The organism is Streptomyces sp. TAA204, from assembly GCF_000424965.1.
Window position 1 is genome coordinate 105306 of record NZ_AUKW01000003.1, and the last position, 15055, is coordinate 120360.

A 15055-nucleotide genomic window follows, 5' to 3' on the forward strand; every position below is an offset into this window, starting at 1 on the left:
GGGCCGCACCTCACCATTGAACCGAACGATCGGTCGGTAGGGAGCGCGGCTGCGGCCGCCGGCAAGGGGGTCGTGATGACATCTGTGCTGCTCGGCGAGGGCGCACGGAGCGCTGAGGACCCGGCGGGGCCGCTCTCGGCCTTCGAGAGCGCGATCGCCGCGGACGAGCGGATCGAACCGCGTGACTGGATGCCGGACGACTACCGCTCCACGCTGGTACGGCAGATGGCCCAGCACGCCCACTCCGAGATCATCGGCATGCAGCCCGAGGCCAACTGGATCACCCGGGCCCCCTCGCTGCGCCGCAAGGCCATCCTGATGGCCAAGGTCCAGGACGAGGCCGGGCACGGGCTGTATCTCTACAGCGCCGCGGAGACACTGGGCACCGGCCGGGACGAACTGCTGGACAAACTCCACTCCGGCCGCCAGAAGTACTCCTCGATCTTCAACTACCCCACGCTCACCTGGGCCGACGTGGGCGCGATCGGCTGGCTGGTCGACGGTGCCGCGATCACGAACCAGGTGCCGCTGTGCCGCTGCTCCTACGGCCCCTACGCACGGGCGATGGTGCGCATCTGCAAGGAGGAGTCCTTCCACCAGCGGCAGGGCTTCGAGCTGCTGCTCGCCCTCAGCAAGGGCACCGAGGCACAGCACGCCATGGCTCAGGACGCGGTGGACCGCTGGTGGTGGCCGTCGCTGATGATGTTCGGACCGCCGGACGACGAGTCCGCGCACAGCGCCCGCTCCATGGCCTGGAAGATCAAGCGGCACTCGAACGACGAGCTGCGTCAGCGCTTCGTCGACATCTGCGTGCCGCAGGCCGAGGCCCTCGGTCTCACCCTTCCCGACCCGGACCTGCGCTGGAACGAGGAACGGGGGCAGTGGGACTTCGGCCCGATCGACTGGGAGGAGTTCCGTGAGGTCCTCAAGGGCAACGGCCCGTGCAACGAGGAGCGGATCAGCCGGCGCCGTGAGGCGCACGAGAACGGGGCCTGGGTGCGCGAAGCAGCCGACGCGTACGCGGCGAAGCAGGCCGCCCGCCCCGCAGCACAGCACACGGCGCGGCACGAGGCGGAAACGGCGGTGAGCCCACGATGAGCGGCACGGACTGGCCCCTGTGGGAGGTGTTCGTGCGCAGCAGGCGCGGCCTCTCGCACACCCACGCGGGGAGCCTGCACGCCCCCGACGCCGAGATGGCTCTGCGCAATGCCCGCGACCTCTACACGCGCCGCTCCGAGGGCGTCTCGGTCTGGGTCGTGCCCTCGCACCGGATCACCGCTTCCTCCCCCGACGAGAAGGACCCCTTCTTCGGACCGGCCGCCGACAAGCCGTACCGCCACCCCACGTTCTACGAGGTGCCGGAAGGGGTGCGGAACCTGTGACCCCCGAGGCCCTTCCCGCGTCCGGCGCCACCGGCACGGACCGGGGCGGCGGCGGCCGTACCGTCCCGCCGGCCGGTCCGCTGCTGCCGCTGGCCGACGACGCCCTCGTGCTCTCCCACCGGCTGGGGGAGTGGGCGGGGCACGCACCGGTGCTGGAGGAAGAGCTCGCGCTGGCCAACATCGCTCTCGACCTGCTGGGCCAGGCCCGCGCGCTCTACTCCGAGCTGGGCGACGAGGACGAGCTGGCCTATCTGCGTGAGGAACGGGCCTTCCGCAACTGCCAGCTGGTCGAGCAGCCCAACGGCGACTTCGCCCACACCATGATCCGCCAGCTCTTCTTCTCCGCCTGGCAGGAGCTGCTGTTCGTACAGCTCGCCGAGCTGGGACAGCCGCTCGCCGCGAAGGCGGTCAAGGAAGCCGCCTACCACCGGGACCACGCCGAGCACTGGACGGTACGTCTCGGCGACGGCACCGGGGAGAGCCACGACCGCGCTCAGCGGGCGGTGGACGCCCTGTGGCGGTTCACGGGTGAGCTGTTCCAGCCGCTGGGCGGGCCCGCTCCCGTCGGTGCGGTGGACTGGGCCGCGCTCCGGGAGGGCTGGAGCGAGCGGGTCACGCACATCCTCGGCTCAGCCACTCTGACCGTCCCCACGACCGAGCCGTACGGCGCGTGGAAGGCCGGAGCGGGCAGGGAGGGTCTGCACACCGAGCCGTTCGGCCGGATGCTCGCCGAGATGCAGCATCTGCACCGCAGCCACCCGGGGGCGTCATGGTGACCGGCGCGGAACGCGAAGCGGCAGCCGCCCCGGGAGCCGTGGGGCCTGCGGCGGAGCCTGCCGCCGCCGACGACGAGCGGGAGCGTCGACGCCGTGAGCTGAGCGCGTGGGCGGGCTCCGTTCCCGACCCGGAGCTCCCGGTGGTCACCCTCGCCGAACTGGGCGTCCTGCGTGACGTGCGGGAGACCGCACCCGGCGGCCCCGTCGAGGTCGAACTCACCCCCACCTACACGGGCTGCCCCGCCGTCGAGACCATGGCCACCGACATCGAGCACGCGCTGCGCGAGCACGGCGTGCCCGAGGTCACCGTCCGCACCGTCCTGGCACCGCCCTGGAGCACCGACGACATCACGCCCGAGGGCCGCCGCAAACTTGCCGCCTCGGGCATCGCGCCACCACGCGGCGGCACGGCATCGGCCGGCGGGCCCGTCCCGTTGACGCTCGCCATCCGCTGTCCGAACTGCGGATCGACCGAGACGTCACTGATCAGCCGGTTCTCCTCCACCGCCTGCAAGGCGCTGCGCCGCTGCGACTCCTGCCGGGAGCCGTTCGACCACTTCAAGGAGTTGTGAGGAGCGCCGTGAGCACCTTCCACCCGCTGCGCGTCACGGCAGTCGACCGGCTCACGGACGACGCGGTCGCCGTCACCCTCGCCGTCCCGCCCGAGCTGCGTCCCCTCTACGGGTACGCTCCCGGCCAGCACATCGCCCTGCGCCGCCGCACCGTGCAGGGCGCCCCCACGGCGAAGACGGAGGCCCGGCGGACGTACTCGCTCTGCGCGCCCGCCGCCGAAGCGCCCGAGGCCCTGCGCATCGGCATACGGGGCATCGAGGGCGGCGACTTCTCCAGCTACGCGCTCAAGGAGCTGACCCCCGGCGACACGGTGGACGTGCTCCCGCCCTCGGGCCGCTTCGTCCTCGAACCGCGGCCGGGGCATTTCGCCGCCGTGGTGGGCGGCAGCGGCGTCACGCCGGTGCTCTCGATCGCGGCCACGCTGCTCACCCGGGAGCCCGGCGCCCGCTTCTGCCTGATACGCAGCGACCGGTCCACTTCCTCGACGATGTTCCTGGAGGATGTCGCGGACCTCAAGGACCGCTTCCCCGACCGCTTCCAGCTCGTGACGGCGCTCTCACGCGAGGAGCAGCAGAGCGGCCTGCCCACGGGGCGGCTCGACGAGGAGCGGCTGAGCGGGCTGCTGCCCTCGCTGCTGCCAGTCGCCGACATCGAGGGCTGGTATCTGTGCGGGCCGCTCGGGCTGGTCGAGGGTGCCTCGCGTGCACTGCGGGGTCTCGACGTGCCACGGGGGCGCATCCATCAGGAGATCTTCCACGTCGACGACGCACCCGCCGGGCCCGGCACAGGCACAGTGGCCCGCGCCGGCACGGGCACGGCCGGGTCGGCGGACCGGGGCGCGCACGGCGCCACCGCCCATGCGGCGGCCGTGACCGCCACTCTCGACGGCCGCTCGGGCTGCTGGCCGATGGACGACGGCGAGTCGGTGCTGGAGACCGTGCTGCGCCACCGTGCCGACGCGCCCTTCGCCTGCAAGGGCGGGGTGTGCGGTACGTGCCGCGTCCGCCTCGTCTCGGGCGAGGTGCGCATGGACCGCAATTACGCGCTGGAGCCCGACGAGTTGGCCGCCGGCTATGTACTGGCCTGTCAGTCCCGTCCCGTGACAGACGCCCTCGAGGTGGACTTCGACGGCTGACGGGCCGCCCCCCGCGGGGCAGCCCGTCCGGACCGTCCGTCCGGACCGTCCGTCCGCCGTCCGGGCAGCTTTCACAGCACGTGGGCGTCCTCCGCGTCGCCGGTCAGCGGGCGTCCTGCCGCCTCCCATGCGAGCATGCCGCCGTCGACGTTCACCGCGTCCATGCCCTGCTGGCGCAGGTACTGGGTGACCTGGGCGGACCGCCCGCCGACCCGGCAGACCACGTAGACCCGCTCCTCCTCGCCCGCCCGTTCGGTCAGTTCACCGATCCTGCCGACGAGTTCGCTCATCGGGATGTGCAGCGCTCCCTCGGCGCGCCCGGCCCGCCACTCCTCGTTCTCGCGGACGTCCAGCAGCAGCGCCTCGGCGGGCACCGATGCGACGTCGACCTGCGGCAACTGACCGAATTGCATGGCGAACAGCTCTCTCTCAGTTCTCTTCCCCGGCGGGCTCCGCGCCCGTACCGGCTTCCGCGCCCGTACCGGCTTCCGCCGCCCTGGCGTCCCTCTCGCGCGTCAGCCGCGCCAGCTGAGCCTCGCGCTCGGCGACCTGCTCCAGCAGCTGCTCGGCGATCTCTTCCAGCAGCGTGTCGGGATCGTCCGGCGCCATCCTCAGCATCGCGCCGATGGCGCTCTGCTCCATCTCCGTGACCATGGCGGTGAGTTGTTCCTTGCGCTCGGCCAGCCACTCCAGCCGGGCGTAGAGGATCTCGCTGTGCGGCAGCCGCGGACGCGTCTCCTCCTCGCGGGGGCCGGCTTCCCACTCCTCGAGCAGCTCCCGGAGCGCGTCCACGTCGCCGTCGGCGTACGCCTTGTTGACGCGTACGAGGAAGGCCTCGCGCCGCTTGCGCTCCTCGTCCTCCTGCGCCAGGTCGGGATGTGCCTTGCGCACCAGTTCGCGGTACGCCTTCCGTGCGTCCTCGCCCGGACGGACCCGGCCCGGCGGCCGCACGTTCTGCTCGGTGAGCATGGCCGTCGCCTCGGGGGAGAGCCCTTCGGAGTCGATCCAGCCGTGGAAGAGCTCCTCCACCTTGGGCATCGGCAGCACCGCTACCCGTGCCTCCTGCGCCTTGCGCAGGTCCTCGGGGTCTCCGCTGAGGGCGGCGGTCGCCTCGGCGATGCCCGCGTCGAGCTCGTCGAGGCGGGCGTACATCGGTCCGAGGCGCTGGTGGTGCAGGCGGGAGAAGTTCTCGATCTCGATCCGGAAGGTCTCGACCGCGATCTCGAACTCGATGAGGGCGGCCTCGGCCGCCCCTACGGCGCGCTCCAGCCGCTCGGTGCCCGGCTCCTCGCGCTCCGCCGCCTCCTCACGCTCCTCGGACTGCTCGCGCTGCCCGGGCTGGTCCGGCTCGTCGGCTTCCGCTTCCGGGTTGGCTTTCATCGGGCCCACCCTACGGAAGCGGCCCCCCGCTTCCCAGTTCGGCCGTGAGGATCAGGACCGGAACTCCTCCGGGCACGAGGCCGCCGCCTCCGGCAGGTGCGCGTCCGCCCACCGCGTCAGCTCCGCCATGGAGGGCCTGAGCGCCTGTCCGGCCTCGCTGAGCCGATAGCTGACGCGCAGGGGCGGGCCCTCCTCGACCGTCCGCACGACCAGGTTCAGCCCTGCCAGTTCAGTGAGCCGGTCGGAGAGCATCCGCTCGCTGATGCCGGGGACGGCCCGGCGGAGCTGTGCGAAGTGACCGGGCCCGTTCATGAGCGCGGCGAGGACCAGCCCGGTCCAGCGCTTGCCCAGCACCTGGAAGACACGCGTGATGCTGCTCTCGGGCTCGGTGCACTGCGGGGCGGCGCCGGGCACGCCGTCCTTCTGAGTCTGCTCCCCAAGCTCTGCCATGGGGCAAGGGTACTGCGCCGAAACAATGGAGTGCAGAAAAGTAAGCACCTGTGGTATCAATAGCTACGTACTTGCTTCTACTTCCTTACGCAGCCAAAGGAGCTTCCCCTCATGGCCACGCTGCTTCACCTCGACTCCTCCGTCTTTCCGCAGGACGGCTCCGTCTCACGCGACGTCACGGCGTCCTTCCGCAGGACATGGGAGGAGCAGCACCCGGAGGGCACCGTCGTCTACCGCGATCTCGCCGCCGACCCGCTGCCGCACCTCGACGGTGTCGCCGCCTCCGCGGGCTTCGCGCCCCCGGAGAGCCACACCCCCGAGCAGGCCGCGGCCTACGCGCGGCGCGACACCCTGGCCCGGGAGCTGGAGGAGGCGGACGCTGTGCTGATCGGCGCCCCCATGTACAACTACACAATCCCCTCCACCCTCAAGGCGTGGCTCGACCACGTGATCCTCGCGGGACGCACCGCGAACACCGCCGAGCCCTCCGGCGCCGGCACCCCCGCGGTCGTGGTGGCCAGCCGGGGCGGCGGTTACGGTCCCGGCACTCCGCGCGAGAGCTTCGAGTTCGTGCAGAACTACCTGGGCAAGGTCCTGGGCGAGGGCATGGGCCTGGACGTCGAGTTCGTGGTGCCGGAGCTGACCCTGGCCCCAATCACGCCCGGCATGGAGTCCCTGATCGACCAGTCGAAATCCTCACGCGAGAGGGCCCACGCGGCGGCCGAGGCACACGCAAAGCACCTCGCCGCACGCTTCGGCGCCCGCGCGGCCTGACCCCCTGCGGCGAGCGGGCCGCCGGGGCGACCCCGGCGGCCCCGGCGGCCCGCGACGGCGGAGCCGCACTCGGGGTCAGACAGCGGCCCGGTACCCCAGACGGCGGGCCAGTGTCTCCACGCGCCGCGCCAGCCCGTCCCGGACCGAGCGGGCGCTTTCGATGTCCAGCCCTTTGAGATCGGGCAGGTCCCAGTCGTAGTAGCTGCGGCCCGGCAGGACGGGACAGGCGTCGCCGCAGCCCAGCGAGACCACGACGTCCGCCGCCGCGACCACTTCGTGCGTCAGCGGCTTGGGGAATTCGGCGCCGGGGCAGAGTCCGCTCTCGCCCATCAGCCGCAGCGCGACCGGGTCGATCCACTCCGCGGGCAGTGTCCCCGCGCTGTGGATGCGCACGCTCCGCGTGGCGGCGCCGCGCAGCAGGGCCGCGGCCAGCTGCGAACGTCCAGCGTTCTCCGTGCAGACGAACAGCACCTCCGGGACGGCCCCGGCAGCCGGTCCCCGGCTGCGCACGATCGCGTCGAGGCGCTCGGCCGCGAAGCGCTCGGCGAGGAGCGGCAGATAGTCGGTGACGGTGGCCCGGGCAGCCAGCAGCGTATGGCACTCCTCGAGGTACGACTCGACCGTCTCCACGCCGAAAATGCCCGCGTAGCGGCGCGCCATGCGGCGCACGGCGCGCGCCGGCGGGTGATACGGATCGCGCTGCGGCGGTACGCCGGGACCGGGAGCGGGAGCTGTCACGGTTGCCTCCTTGCCGGGCTTTGAAATCCCGCGTGCTGTCCGGGATCCGCCGGGCGCGTGCCGCCCTGTGGTTACGGGGCGGTGACTCCCGCGCGTCCGGGTGCGAGTGCGTCGTGGATGCCGTCGTTCACTTCGCGGCTTCGGGGGCGATCTCGGCGATCAGGCCCTCGATCCGGGTCCTGATCTCGTCGCGGATGGGACGTACGGCCTGGACGCCCTGGCCGGCCGGGTCCTCCAGCGTCCAGTCGAGGTAGCGCTTGCCGGGGAAGACGGGGCAGGCGTCGCCGCAGCCCATGGTGACGCAGACGTCCGAGGCCCGTACGGCGTCCACGGTGAGGACCTTGGGCGACTCGGCGGCGAGGTCGATCCCCACTTCCTTCATGGCTTCGACGACGGCGGGGTTGACGGTATCGGCGGGCGCCGATCCGGCGGAGCGGACCTCGACGCGGTCGCCCGCCAGGTGGGCCAGCCACGCGGCGGCCATCTGGGACCGCCCGGCGTTGTGGACGCAGACGAACAGCACGGAGGGCTTGTCGGGCATCACGATCTCTCTTGTCTCACGGCGGTTCGGGCGAAGCGACATCAGCACCCGATGGCGTCAGTCGTCACTGATGTGAGAGTATCAGCCCATGATGACGTCAGTCGACACTGACCTGATCCGGGTCCTGGCCGACCCGCTCAGGCTCCGGATCGTGACCCTGCTCGCCCACGAGACCCTGTGCACCACGCACTTGGTGGAGGAGACCGGTGCACGTCAGACCAACCTCTCCAACCACTTGAGGGTGCTGCGCGAGGCCGGAGTCGTGGACACCGAGCCGTGCGGCCGCTTCACGTACTACAAGCTGCGGCCCGACGTCATCGAGGCGGTGGCCGGATCGTTCTCCGCCCTGGCCGCCGCCGCACGCACCACCGACGCGACCGACAAGAAGAGGGCCTGTCCGTGACCCGCACCGAACCGTCCACATCCACCACCCCGTCCCGGACCCCGGACCCCGCGTCCGGGGTCGTCGCCGGACTGTCCGTCCTCGACCGCTTCCTGGCGGTGTGGATCCTCATCGCCATGGGCCTGGGACTGGGCCTGGGCCGCGTCATTCCCGGACTGAACGACGCCCTCAGCAAGGTGGAGATCGGCGGCATCTCCCTGCCCATCGCCGCCGGCCTGCTGATCATGATGTACCCGGTGCTTGCCAAGGTCCGCTACGACAAGCTCGACGCCGTCACCGGCGACCGCAAGCTGATGGCCTCCTCCCTGGTCATCAACTGGGCACTGGGCCCGGCCGTGATGTTCGCCCTCGCCTGGACCTTCCTGCCCGACCTGCCCGAGTACCGCACCGGACTGATCATCGTCGGACTCGCCCGCTGCATCGCCATGGTCATCATCTGGAACGACCTCGCCTGCGGCGACCGCGAGGCCGCCGCCGTCCTCGTCGCCCTCAACTCCGTCTTCCAGGTCCTCGCGTTCGGCCTGCTGGGCTGGCTCTACCTCGACCTGCTGCCGGGCTGGCTCGGCCTCGGCGGCGGCGAACAGCTGGACATCTCCATGTGGAGCATCGCCTGGAACGTCGTCATCTTCCTCGGCATCCCGCTGCTGGCCGGCTTCCTCACCCGCCGCATCGGCGAGAACAAGGCGGGCCGCGAACGCTACGAGAACGGATTCCTGCCGAAGATCGGGCCGTTCGCCCTCTACGGCCTGCTGTTCACCATCGTGATCCTCTTCGCCCTCCAGGGGAAGACGATCACCTCGCAGCCGCTGGACGTCGCCCGCATCGCCCTGCCGCTGCTCGTCTACTTCGCGATCATGTGGTTCGGCTCCTTCGCCCTCGGCAAGGCCATCGGCATCCCCTACGACCGCACCGCCACCCTCGCCTTCACCGCCGCGGGCAACAACTTCGAACTGGCCATCGCCGTGGCCATCGCCACCTTCGGCGTCACCAGCGGCCAGGCCCTCTCCGGTGTCGTCGGACCCCTCATCGAAGTACCCGTCCTCGTCGCCCTCGTCTACGTCTCCCTCGCCTGGCGCCGGAAGTTCGCACCGCAGGCTCCCACGGAGCAGGTACGGCAGCGCTGACGCGGACGCCTGACCCACCGAGGCTCAGCCGATGTTCACCCGGCCCGGCCGAGGGGGCGGCCCGGAACGTACGCCGCCGGGCCGCCCCCTCGGCCGGGCCGGGCGCTTCACAATCTCCTTTACGCTTAGTTGAACTCGCGCCCACTGAGTATTAGGGATGGTGCATGCCACTCCTCGGTAAGTTGAACAGGAAGATCGGCTCCGTCACCGGTTATGAAATACGCCGCGCGGGCAGGCGAAGCGCACCGCCGCGGGCAGCCGGACGCCAGCCGGAAGCAGCGGCGACAACAGCGGCCCAGCCGCCCCAGGTGGACTACCGCGCCCCGGAGAACCCGGCAGTGGACCGGCTGCTGAAGCGCCCGGTGTTCATCATCGCCCCGGTGCGCTCCGGCTCCACCTTGCTGCGCCTGCTGCTCGACGCGCATTCGCAGCTGCACTCCCCGCATGAACTGCACGTGCGCAGGCTCGAGGTGCGGTCCAGCACCCGGCTCGCCGAGCGCGCCATGGCAGAGCTCGGCCTGGAGCGCGGCGACCTCGAGCACTTGCTGTGGGACAGGGTGATGCACCGGGAACTGGCCAGGGCCGGAAAGCCCACGGTCGTCGAGAAGACTCCCAGCAACGCCTTCGCCTATCAGCGCATCGCCGCCTGCTGGCCCGATGCCCGCTTCATCTTCCTGCTGCGCCACCCCGCCTCGATCGCCACGTCCTGGCACGAGGCCGACCCGGACAAGCGCACCCCCGAGGAAGCCGCGCTGGACGCGCTGCGCTACATGCGGGCGGTCGAGCGGGCACGCAAGAACCTGACCGGTCACACGGTGCGGTACGAAGACCTCACCGGCGACCCGGAGACCACTCTCAGGGGTATCTGCGACTTCCTCGAAGTCCCCTTCGAACCCGAGATGCTCGACTACGGCACCCGGGCCGAGGGCGAGGTCGGCAACCTGAAGAAGGGGCTGGGTGACTGGAAGGAGAAGATCCGAACCGGTCAGGTCCAGTCCGGGCGCGAGTTGCCGCAGACGGACGAGATCCCCGAACCTCTGCGCGGAATCAGCAAGGCCTGGGGCTATACGGCTACGGGCACGGAGACGCAGAGCACCACGAAGGGGCACGCGGAGATCGCCGAGGTGTGGCCCCGCGAGGGCCGCGTACGGCTGGTCGGGCACTTGCACGGGCTGCCGGAGGCGGAGACACCGGCGGAGGATGCCGGCGAGACCTGGCGCCTGCTGCTCACCCTGCGCGGGGACGGGGACCGGCGACTCGACTACGGCCTGACCGTGGACGGCACACGGTTCGACGCCTCCTTCCCCGTGGAGGACCTGGCGGCCGAAGGACTGCCGGTGCCCGCCCGGTGGGACATCCACCTCGTGTCGCACTCCTCCGACGGCGAGGTCCGGCTGCGCGCCGGACGTCTGCTGGACGGAGTCAAGGGGAAGAAGGACATCGTCGAATTCCCCGCCCAGCCCGCGCGCAGTGCCCCCGGGGCGCCACTGGTGCAGCCGTACTACACGGTCAAGGACAACCTGTCCGTCGAGTGCCTGCCGCCGAGAGACGAGGCCGGGTCGGCGTCATGAGAATCCGCTACCTCCTTCTGCACGCATACGGCACCGGCGGGACGATCCGCACCGTGTTCAACCAGGCCAACGCCATGGCCGCAGCCGGACACGACGTCGAGGTGGTCAGCGCTCTGCGGCGCCGGGACGCACCCCGCTTCCCGCTCGACGCCCGGGTACGCCTGAGCGCTCTCGTCGACGAGCGGAACGGCTCTCGCGACGCGGCGGCAGAAAGCGGCCCGCTCGCACGCGTGCGGGCAGCCCGGCGGGGCCGCGAGGCCGCTCAGGCGCCGGTGCACGTACCGCGCGGCGAGTTCGGCTTCGACTTCTTCAACCGGCACGTGGAGAAGGCCGTGATCGACTGGCTCAGCGACGTGCGCGACGGAGTTCTCGTCTCGACACGGCCGGGCCTGAACTTCCTGGTCGCCAAGTACGCGCGCCGGCAGGTCATGTGCGTCGCCCAGGAGCACATGAACTTCAAGACGTACAAGAAGGACATCCGGGCGGCCATCACCAGCCTCTACCACCGCTTCGACGCGGTCGCCGTGCTCACCCACGGCGACCGTGAGGAGTACGAGCGGGTGCTGCCCGGCACTCACGTGGTGCGGATCCCCAACGCCGTCCACGTCATGGACCAGCAGCAGCACAGCACCTACGCCAACAAGGTCGCCGTAGCGGCCGGCCGGCTCTTCTCACAGAAGGGCTTCGACCTGCTCATCCCCGCCTTCGGGCAGGCCGTGCGTGAGAACCCGGACTGGCAGCTGCGCATCTTCGGCACCGGCGAGCGCCACGACGAGCTGCGCGCCCTCATCACCGAGCACGAGCTCTACAACCACGTCTTCCTGATGGGCCACACCACGAAGCTCGACGACGAGCTGGCCGACGCCTCCTTCTACGCCCTCAGCTCGCGCTTCGAGGGGCTGCCGATGGTGATGCTCGAAGCGATGACGCACGGACTGCCGGTGGTGAGCTTCGACTGCCCGACGGGTCCTGGAGACGTCATCACACACGGGAAGGACGGCCTGCTCGTGCCGCCCGCGGACGTCGACGCGTTCGCGTCGGCCATGAGCCGGCTGATGGCCGACGAAGGAATGCGGGCCGACATGGGCGCCGCGGCCCTGGCCACGGCCCGCGCCGCGTACTCGCCCGAAGCGGTGCAACCGCAGTGGGAGCAGTTGTTCACCGAACTCGGCTCCGCCGAAGACGCGGCCGCACCGCTCGCCGTGCGAGGTGAGTGAGGCGGCAATGACTTCCTCCGAGGAGCGGGCCGGCCGCCCGGACTTCCGTCTGCCGACCCTGGACGTACTGGAGTCGGAGGCGGTGCACGTCTTCCGTGAAGCCCGCGGGGAGTTCGAGCGGCCGGTGCTCCTCTTCTCCGGCGGCAAGGATTCCGCGGTGATGCTGCACCTGGCGCTCAAGGCTTTCGCCCCGGCTCCGCTGCCGTTTGCGCTGATGCACGTCGACACCGGACACAACTTCCCTGAGGTGATCGCGTATCGGGACCGCGTCGTGGCCCGGCACTCGCTGCGTCTGCACGTCGCGTCGGTTCAGACGCTCATCGACTCCGGGGAGCTGCGGGAGCGGCCCGACGGCTCACGCAACCCGCTGCAGACCCTCCCCTTGCTGCGGGCCATAGGCAGCGAGCGCTTCGACGCCGTCTTCGGCGGCGGCCGCAGGGACGAGGAGAAGGCCCGGGCGAAGGAGCGGGTGTTCAGCCTGCGCGACGAGTTCGGCGGCTGGGACCCGCGTCGCCAGCGTCCGGAGCTGTGGCACCTCTACAACGGCCGGCACATGCGGGGCGAGCACGTGCGCGTCTTCCCGCTGTCGAACTTCACCGAACTCGACATCTGGCAGTACATCGCCCGCGAGAAGATCGAACTCCCCTCGATCTACTACGCGCACAGACGCGAGTTGTTCCGGCGGGACGGGATGTGGCTCGCGCCCGGTGCCTGGGGCGGCCCGAGGAACGGCGAGAAGGTGGAGAACCGGCTGGTGCGCTATCGCACCGTCGGGGACATGTCGTGCACCGGTGCAGTCGAGTCCGGCGCGGACACGCTGGAGAAGATCATCGCCGACGTCGCCGCCACCCGCCTCACGGAACGCGGAGCCACCCGCGCCGACGACCGCCTCTCGGAGGCCGCGATGGAAGACCGGAAGCGGGAGGGCTACTTCTGAGTGACTCCCGGGGCGACGCTGGTTCACGGTGAGGCGCCGCGGGTTCGCGGTGAGGTGCCGCCGCATCCGTCCCGTACGTTGATCAACCATGGCCGGTGCGGCAGAAGATCATCGGCCACAACCATCGGCCACGGCCGCTCACACTGCGCCGGCCTTGCAGCCCGCTCAACGGGAAACGGGCCCCCGCCTGCGACTCTCGTCACTGGCGGAGACCCGTTCCGTCGGTGTCTCTCTGTGCGCGAGGGGGGAGTTGAACCCCCACGTCCTTTCGGACACTGGAACCTGAATCCAGCGCGTCTGCCTATTCCGCCACCCGCGCATAGGGTGTCCCCCGCGAGGAGCGGGGAAGGCTGTCGGCCGGGCTCCCTCGGGTGCCTGCCGACGTCCGAAAGATTAGCACGCTGGCAGCGGTGGATTCACATCCGTATCCGCCCGCCGTAGCCCCCGTCCCTGCGGGACACTGGCACCGAGGGCCTTACGATCCATGCGAGGGTGTGACCGCAAGTGCGAGTGTGTGAGAGGTGACACTCCTCCACCGAGCCTCGTTGGGGAACCACCTGTTTTCCTCGTGCGTGGATACGATCAGTAAGCAGTACCGGAACGCGACATGTGTACGCCCGGGCGACGCCGGGACGCGCACTGGAGCCGAGGGCATCTGGGAAGGAGGTGCGACGTGGGAGTTCTGAAGCGCTTCGAGCAGCGACTCGAGGGTCTCGTCAACGGCACCTTCGCCAAGGTGTTCAAGTCCGAGGTACAGCCTGTGGAGATCGCGGGCGCCCTCCAGCGGGAATGCGACAACAACGCGACCATCTGGAACCGCGAGCGGACCGTCGTGCCCAACGACTTCATCGTCGAACTGAGCGCGCCCGACTTCGAGCGTCTGAGTCCCTACTCGGGGCAGCTCGGCGACGAACTCGGCAGCATGGTGCGTGACTACGCGAAGCAGCAGCGCTACACGTTCATGGGTTCGGTGAAGGTCCACCTGGAGAAGGCCGAGGAGCTCGACACCGGCCTCTACCGCGTTCGCAGCCGCACCCTCGCCTCCAGCGCCACGCAGCAGCGCGGTGCCCCCGGCAACGCCTATGGCGGCCAAGGCGGTTACCCGCCCGGCCCCGGCCCCGCGGGTGCGCCGCCGATGCCGGCCGGCCCCCCGCCGGGTTACGCCCCCGGTTCCGGCGGCTCCGGCAACTCCGGCGGTCCGATGCCCAGAACCGAGACACGGCGCTGGATCGAGATCAACGGCAACCGTCACCAGATCTCCCGTCCGACCCTCGTCCTGGGCCGCAGCACCGAGGCCGACGTACGCGTCGACGACCCCGGGGTCTCGCGGCGTCACTGCGAGATCCGGGCGGGAGACCCCGCCACGGTCCAGGATCTGGGCTCGACGAACGGCATCGTGGTGGACGGACAGCACACCACGCGCGCTACGCTCCGCGACGGCTCACGCATTGTCGTGGGCAGCACCACCATCATTTACCGGCAAGCCGAAGGGTGAAGCGGGGGCAATGTCAGAGCTGACCCTGACGGTCATGCGGTTGGGCTTTCTCGCCGTACTGTGGCTGTTCGTGATCGTGGCCGTGCAGGTCATCCGGAGCGACCTGTTCGGCACCCGCGTGACCCAGCGCGCCGCGCGCCGCGCAGAAGGACAGCGCCCGCAGCAGCGTCAGCAGCCCGCGCGGCAGCAGGGCGGCAGGCGTGGTGGAGGCGGGGGCCGCGGCCGCGGCGCCCCGAGCAAGCTCGTGGTCACCGAGGGGTCGTTGACCGGTACGACCGTGGCACTGCAGGGTCAGACGATCAGTCTCGGCCGCGCGCACGACTCCACGATCGTGCTCGACGACGACTACGCCTCCAGCAGGCATGCCAGGATCTACCCGGACCGTGACGGCCAGTGGATCGTCGAGGACCTCGGGTCCACGAACGGCACGTACCTGGACCGGACCCGGCTCACCACACCGACGCCGATCCAGCCCGGATCGCCGATTCGCATCGGCAAGACGGTCATCGAGCTGCGGAAGTAGTACAGATCATGACGACCGGAGGGTGGGCACCGTGCG

The 15055-nt window shown here is 70.6% G+C and carries 18 protein-coding genes and 1 tRNA gene; 13 read left to right on the forward strand and 6 right to left on the reverse strand.

The window, feature by feature from the left end:
* Positions 1-75 precede the first annotated feature (75 nt).
* The 5 genes from paaA (at position 76) to H343_RS0106160 (ending at position 3866) form a co-directional block, all read left to right on the forward strand.
* Entirely contained in the window at positions 76-1098 is a 1023-nt protein-coding gene (paaA, locus tag H343_RS0106140) for a 1,2-phenylacetyl-CoA epoxidase subunit PaaA (RefSeq protein ID WP_028430428.1), read from the forward strand.
* Positions 1095-1382, forward strand: coding sequence for a 1,2-phenylacetyl-CoA epoxidase subunit PaaB (gene paaB / locus H343_RS0106145; RefSeq protein ID WP_028430429.1), 288 nt, complete (start codon positions 1095-1097; stop codon positions 1380-1382). The genes paaA and paaB overlap by 4 nt, the downstream gene beginning before the upstream one ends.
* 80 nt (positions 1383-1462) lie before the next feature.
* On the forward strand, positions 1463-2158 hold the full coding sequence (gene paaC, locus H343_RS0106150; protein ID WP_028430430.1) for a 1,2-phenylacetyl-CoA epoxidase subunit PaaC: 696 nt from the start codon (positions 1463-1465) through the stop codon (positions 2156-2158).
* On the forward strand, positions 2152-2730 hold the full coding sequence (paaD, locus tag H343_RS0106155) for a 1,2-phenylacetyl-CoA epoxidase subunit PaaD (protein WP_078505075.1): 579 nt from the start codon (positions 2152-2154) through the stop codon (positions 2728-2730). Before paaC ends, paaD begins: the two co-directional genes overlap by 7 nt.
* 8 nt (positions 2731-2738) lie before the next feature.
* A complete protein-coding gene (locus H343_RS0106160) occupies positions 2739-3866 on the forward strand; it encodes a 2Fe-2S iron-sulfur cluster-binding protein (RefSeq protein WP_028430432.1) in 1128 nt (375 codons plus the stop codon).
* A 71-nt stretch (positions 3867-3937) separates the two neighbouring features.
* Here H343_RS0106160 and H343_RS0106165 read toward each other — a convergent pair whose 3' ends face one another.
* Genes H343_RS0106165 through H343_RS0106175 form a run of 3 tightly spaced genes read right to left on the reverse strand, consistent with a single transcriptional unit; the run spans position 3938 to position 5696 of the window.
* Positions 3938-4279 (reverse strand): rhodanese-like domain-containing protein, encoded by a 342-nt coding sequence (locus H343_RS0106165; RefSeq protein ID WP_028430433.1) that lies wholly within the window; start codon positions 4277-4279, stop codon positions 3938-3940.
* 16 nt (positions 4280-4295) lie between these two features.
* The gene (locus H343_RS29130) at positions 4296-5246 is read right to left on the reverse strand and encodes a J domain-containing protein (RefSeq protein ID WP_486586802.1); all 951 of its coding nucleotides are present in this window, start codon (positions 5244-5246) and stop codon (positions 4296-4298) included.
* 51 nt (positions 5247-5297) lie between these two features.
* Complete coding sequence (locus H343_RS0106175) at positions 5298-5696, reverse strand: winged helix-turn-helix transcriptional regulator (RefSeq protein WP_051264639.1); 399 nt, start codon at positions 5694-5696, stop codon at positions 5298-5300.
* Positions 5697-5807: 111 nt separating this feature from the next.
* On the opposite strand from H343_RS0106175, the gene H343_RS0106180 reads away from it, so the two are divergent.
* Positions 5808-6470 carry an NAD(P)H-dependent oxidoreductase gene (locus tag H343_RS0106180; protein ID WP_028430435.1) on the forward strand — a complete coding sequence of 221 codons (663 nt, stop codon included), beginning with the start codon at positions 5808-5810 and terminating at the stop codon, positions 6468-6470.
* 75 nt (positions 6471-6545) lie between these two features.
* Here H343_RS0106180 and H343_RS29135 read toward each other — a convergent pair whose 3' ends face one another.
* Both H343_RS29135 and H343_RS0106190 read right to left on the reverse strand, forming a co-directional pair.
* Entirely contained in the window at positions 6546-7208 is a 663-nt protein-coding gene (locus tag H343_RS29135; RefSeq protein ID WP_486586803.1) for an arsenate-mycothiol transferase ArsC, read from the reverse strand.
* A 127-nt stretch (positions 7209-7335) separates the two neighbouring features.
* Complete coding sequence (locus H343_RS0106190) at positions 7336-7749, reverse strand: arsenate reductase ArsC (RefSeq protein ID WP_028430436.1); 414 nt, start codon at positions 7747-7749, stop codon at positions 7336-7338.
* An 88-nt stretch (positions 7750-7837) separates the two neighbouring features.
* Between H343_RS0106190 and H343_RS0106195 the strand changes: the two genes are divergently transcribed.
* The 5 genes from H343_RS0106195 (at position 7838) to cysD (ending at position 13001) form a co-directional block, all read left to right on the forward strand.
* Positions 7838-8152, forward strand: coding sequence for a metalloregulator ArsR/SmtB family transcription factor (locus tag H343_RS0106195; RefSeq protein ID WP_028430437.1), 315 nt, complete (start codon positions 7838-7840; stop codon positions 8150-8152).
* The gene (gene arsB, locus H343_RS0106200) at positions 8149-9276 is read left to right on the forward strand and encodes an ACR3 family arsenite efflux transporter (RefSeq protein WP_028430438.1); all 1128 of its coding nucleotides are present in this window, start codon (positions 8149-8151) and stop codon (positions 9274-9276) included. The genes H343_RS0106195 and arsB overlap by 4 nt, the downstream gene beginning before the upstream one ends.
* A gap of 164 nt (positions 9277-9440) precedes the next feature.
* On the forward strand, positions 9441-10847 hold the full coding sequence (locus H343_RS0106205; RefSeq protein WP_028430439.1) for a sulfotransferase family protein: 1407 nt from the start codon (positions 9441-9443) through the stop codon (positions 10845-10847).
* Positions 10844-12064, forward strand: a complete 1221-nt coding sequence (locus H343_RS0106210; protein WP_028430440.1) for a glycosyltransferase family 4 protein — start codon at positions 10844-10846, stop codon at positions 12062-12064. Before H343_RS0106205 ends, H343_RS0106210 begins: the two co-directional genes overlap by 4 nt.
* 7 nt (positions 12065-12071) lie before the next feature.
* Positions 12072-13001, forward strand: a complete 930-nt coding sequence (gene cysD, locus H343_RS0106215; RefSeq protein ID WP_028430441.1) for a sulfate adenylyltransferase subunit CysD — start codon at positions 12072-12074, stop codon at positions 12999-13001.
* 235 nt (positions 13002-13236) lie between these two features.
* Here cysD and H343_RS0106220 read toward each other — a convergent pair.
* A tRNA-Leu gene (locus H343_RS0106220) sits at positions 13237-13320 on the reverse strand.
* Between the two features lie 354 nt (positions 13321-13674).
* Here H343_RS0106220 and H343_RS0106225 point away from each other — a divergent pair.
* On the forward strand, positions 13675-14496 hold the full coding sequence (locus H343_RS0106225) for an FHA domain-containing protein (protein WP_028430442.1): 822 nt from the start codon (positions 13675-13677) through the stop codon (positions 14494-14496).
* Between the two features lie 10 nt (positions 14497-14506).
* The gene (locus H343_RS0106230) at positions 14507-15019 is read left to right on the forward strand and encodes an FHA domain-containing protein FhaB/FipA (RefSeq protein ID WP_028430443.1); all 513 of its coding nucleotides are present in this window, start codon (positions 14507-14509) and stop codon (positions 15017-15019) included.
* The last annotated feature ends 36 nt before the right edge of the window (positions 15020-15055 follow it).

Coding starts and splice junctions, on each gene's coding strand:
- paaA (WP_028430428.1), top strand. CDS start 76: ATGACATCTGTGCTGCTCGGCGAGGGCGCACGGAGCGCTGAGGACCCG.
- paaB (WP_028430429.1), top strand. CDS start 1,095: ATGAGCGGCACGGACTGGCCCCTGTGGGAGGTGTTCGTGCGCAGCAGG.
- paaD (WP_078505075.1), top strand. CDS start 2,152: ATGGTGACCGGCGCGGAACGCGAAGCGGCAGCCGCCCCGGGAGCCGTG.
- H343_RS0106165 (WP_028430433.1), bottom strand. CDS start 4,279: ATGCAATTCGGTCAGTTGCCGCAGGTCGACGTCGCATCGGTGCCCGCC.
- H343_RS29130 (WP_486586802.1), bottom strand. CDS start 5,246: ATGAAAGCCAACCCGGAAGCGGAAGCCGACGAGCCGGACCAGCCCGGG.
- H343_RS0106175 (WP_051264639.1), bottom strand. CDS start 5,696: ATGGCAGAGCTTGGGGAGCAGACTCAGAAGGACGGCGTGCCCGGCGCC.
- H343_RS0106180 (WP_028430435.1), top strand. CDS start 5,808: ATGGCCACGCTGCTTCACCTCGACTCCTCCGTCTTTCCGCAGGACGGC.
- H343_RS0106190 (WP_028430436.1), bottom strand. CDS start 7,749: ATGCCCGACAAGCCCTCCGTGCTGTTCGTCTGCGTCCACAACGCCGGG.
- H343_RS0106195 (WP_028430437.1), top strand. CDS start 7,838: ATGATGACGTCAGTCGACACTGACCTGATCCGGGTCCTGGCCGACCCG.
- H343_RS0106205 (WP_028430439.1), top strand. CDS start 9,441: ATGCCACTCCTCGGTAAGTTGAACAGGAAGATCGGCTCCGTCACCGGT.
- H343_RS0106210 (WP_028430440.1), top strand. CDS start 10,844: ATGAGAATCCGCTACCTCCTTCTGCACGCATACGGCACCGGCGGGACG.
- cysD (WP_028430441.1), top strand. CDS start 12,072: ATGACTTCCTCCGAGGAGCGGGCCGGCCGCCCGGACTTCCGTCTGCCG.
- H343_RS0106230 (WP_028430443.1), top strand. CDS start 14,507: ATGTCAGAGCTGACCCTGACGGTCATGCGGTTGGGCTTTCTCGCCGTA.